Annotated in this window: 3 protein-coding genes; 1 reads left to right on the top strand and 2 read right to left on the bottom strand. The window is 66.3% G+C overall.

Annotation, left to right across the window (positions count from 1 at the left end; genetic code table 11):
- Together A5709_RS10740 and A5709_RS10735 are read right to left on the bottom strand one after the other, a co-directional pair.
- Positions 1-1,226, bottom strand: a 1,226-nt coding sequence (locus A5709_RS10740) for a PucR family transcriptional regulator (protein WP_068119816.1), incomplete at its 3' end; no start/stop codon positions are given.
- 154 nt (positions 1,227-1,380) lie between these two features.
- Positions 1,381-2,157: a GAP family protein gene (locus A5709_RS10735; protein ID WP_067948092.1), complete on the bottom strand. Its 777-nt coding sequence runs from the start codon at positions 2,155-2,157 to the stop codon at positions 1,381-1,383.
- Positions 2,158-2,919: 762 nt separating this feature from the next.
- Here A5709_RS10735 and A5709_RS10730 point away from each other — a divergent pair.
- Positions 2,920-3,141, top strand: a complete 222-nt coding sequence (locus A5709_RS10730; protein ID WP_068119814.1) for an MbtH family protein — start codon at positions 2,920-2,922, stop codon at positions 3,139-3,141.
- Positions 3,142-3,193: the final 52 nt, after the last annotated feature.

The following is a 3,193-nucleotide window of genomic DNA, read 5'->3' as shown; positions in this document are numbered from 1 at the left end:
ATGTCATCCCACGATTCGTCGTAGGCGGGGGCCGCGGATCCGGGTGACGACTCGTGCAGCGCCAGGCATTCGTCGGCCTCCTGACGCGCGGCGGCCAGATCGGTCACCGTGGCCGGCCCGCTGACGCCGGCCAACAAGGCCACCCCTTCGGGCAGGGCCGCTTCGAGACCGGTGACCCAGCGGCGCGCCACCGCGGCCTGCTCTCCGGGCAGCACGGTGTAGATGGTGTTGCCTGCCAAGGCGCTGCGACCGGGCCGTGACCAGCCGAACCCGGCGGTGGCGCGCTCGAACGCCAGCAGTAGGGCGGTGTCGCGCTTGGCGCCGACGGATGCCTGCAGCGCGATCACCCGCAGGCCGCTCTGCGGCAGGCCGAGCTTGCTTGCCGCCGTGGCGGAGTCAACGCTGCCTTCCAGTAACCGGATCACCAGTTCGGATTCGACCTGCCGCTCAAGGTCGGCGCTGGCCTGTGACCGCAGCAGGTGCAGGGCTACCGTCTGCGCGCCCTCTGCCAAGGCCGCCCTCCGAGAATCTTCCAGTGGCTCGGAGCAGGCGACCCACACCGACCCCATCAGTTCTCGGCCCGAGCGCACCGCCACGACCATGCGCCCGGTGACGCCGGATTCCGCGTCGCCCTCGACGAACGATGGCTCGTCCGAATTGGCGAGATGCGTGAACACGCCACGGGCGTGGAATAGTGCGTGCAGCCGGTCCGGGGTCTGTCGGCCCAGAATGGTCTCGACCTGCGCCGGGTCGACGTGTTGCTGCAGCCGTGAATAGGCCAGCACGCGCAGCAGCGCGTCGTGAATGACGACGGGACTGCCGACCGTGTCCGCCACGCTGTCGGCCAGCGCGAAAAGATCAGTGGGGCCTCGGCCGGCCGCGGTTTCGCGGCCCTCCAGCACCAGCCCGTAGATGATCGCGGCGACCTCGCTCCAGGACAGCCTGTCGTCGACCAGCATCACCGCGCCGACGCCGGCGCCCTCGTCGAACGTCATCGGCTCGGCGTCGCCGCGCGTCAACACCAGGATTGCGTGTGCCGACTTCGCCCAGCGCATCGCCTCGCTGGGCGTTGCGGCACCGATCGCCAGGAAAACATCACCGGCCACCGCGCGCTCACCCTCGCGTATCGCCACGCTGCGCAGCTCAGTGGACCTGGGCACCGATGACCAACCCAGCCGGACCCCGTAACCACCCAGCACATTCACCAAGCGGTCCAAAGTGATCACGAGCGCTCCCAAGCCGGCCGAGAAATGAGACCCGATGCCCCTTTATCTTCCCGCTGACCTGACGCTTCTCGTACGCCGATCGGTTAACGCGCGTGCACTTCGTGCGTCAAGTGTGTTCGAGGGGCCCTTCACACACCGCTATAGCCCGAAAGGCTCAGAGGATGTGCATGCCCTGGGCCAATTGCGTGACCCCCACGACCGTGAAGACGGTGACCAGGATTTGCCGGTGGTAGGCGCGCACCCAGTCGTGCAGCTGCCGCAGCACGGCCTGGGTTCGAGCCGGCGCGGCCACGTAACCGACCAGGATCATTTCGACGACGGAATACATCAGGAGGACGAACGCGATCGAGGCGCTGACCTGGGTGGCGACCGCTGCCCGCGAGGCCACGATGATCGCGAGGATGAAGAGCACGCCGTCGACCGGCACTGAGGCCAGCCCGACCACCCAGGCGATCCACAGCGATCCTTTCTCCCACGCGCGGTGGGCGCGGTGGAGCAGGCGGTGCATGCCGGAACGCTCTTCGGCGGAGACATCCCGTGCGCGGCTCAGAAATCGCGGGACCGCGATCGGCGCATCCGGGCCCGCGGGGCCCCCCGATGCCCCGGCCTTCACCCGCTGCCGCGTCGAGAAGCGCACGGCCATGACCGCGGCGATCGACAACGCGAGGATGCCGAGCGCGATTTGGATGTGCGGGAGGGTGGAGTTCGCGGCCGGGGCGGCCGAACCGTGCCGGTGGGAGCCGAACGCGGATGTGAAGTTGAGCAGCATCAGCGGGGCAAGCAGCTCGGGCACACATACGGTGAGGCCGCCGACCCAGTAGGCAAGCAGATTCGGCCCGGGGCGCGGCCGGGAGATCATCAACAGGGCGAGGCCCAGACGCACTGGATTGAGTGCCGCCAGAATTCCCAGCCCCAGCACTGACCCCCACATTGGCGCACCTCTACCCGCGGCCGTGGGCGTCTAAACGCCGGCACTAGCGGATTGTGGCCCTGTGCGTCAATTCACATCCCGCCGCCGGTCGAGTCCGCCTTGGCGGCGAATTATCACCCCCTGCAACAACTTCGAACAACGCCCCCGCACCCGTGAACACCCACCCAACGCGGCGTGAACACGCGGGGGAGATGCGATGGTCAGACCGGCGGCTCGGTGCCGCTGCGGCAACGGCAGAGCCAGCACCCCGCTCCGCTGCCACGTCAACCCCAAGATGAATTCATTGTAGGCGGCGTCGGGACAAACGTTCGTTTTGCTGGGCGGCAGGAAACGCGCGTACAACAAAATCCAGGGTTACGAATCTCTTATGCAGGAACGAAATTCACAGGTTTGACCGCACCTACGGCCGGGTACTTGCGGACCCGTGGAGTGCGACGTCCAATGTCGTAGTGCCAGCCTGTTAATGGTTCGCTGGTGCGCCGACGGAAGCCCCCGCGGAGCGGCATATGCGGTTCCCGGGTTACCGTTGACGTTGCGGACGGTATTGCGATTCGGGTCGGGGACACAAACTGGGGCCAGGACCGCAGCCATCACGGTCACATCACGACGGGGATCTCCGCGAAGCTCGCTGGCGCTCGCATCGTGCCGGTGGGCAGGTCGCCATACTGGTCGAAACTAACGGCCAATCCTGAAGCGCTGCACCGATTCTAGTGCTGCGCGCGCAGCGCTTCTGCTCTCATCTCTGTTGTAGGAGGTCGTCAGTTGCAGCTCAATCCGTTCGACGATGACGGCGGCAAATTTTTCGTCTTGGTCAATAACGAGGAACAACACAGCCTTTGGCCCGTCTTCTCCGATGTCCCGGCCGGCTGGCGAGTGGTGTACGGCGAGGCCGACCGCGCGGCCTGTCTCGACTACATCGAACAGAACTGGCCCGACATCCGTCCGAAGGGCATGCGTGACAGGGTGTCCGCTGCTGGTTTGTGATGTGTAGACGGTCTAGGTATGAAAGAGTCGGGAAGGCTTTCGGGGGGATTTA

This window comes from Mycobacterium sp. E1386 (genome assembly GCF_001672745.1).
Taxonomy (GTDB): domain Bacteria; phylum Actinomycetota; class Actinomycetes; order Mycobacteriales; family Mycobacteriaceae; genus Mycobacterium.
The sequence above is the reverse complement of the archived record's forward strand: the minus strand, read 5'-3'. Positions and strand labels throughout refer to the sequence as shown.

Excerpts from the sequence above, each read along its gene's own strand:
- A5709_RS10735 (WP_067948092.1), bottom strand. The coding sequence starts at position 2,157 with ATGTGGGGGTCAGTGCTGGGGCTGGGAATTCTGGCGGCACTCAATCCA.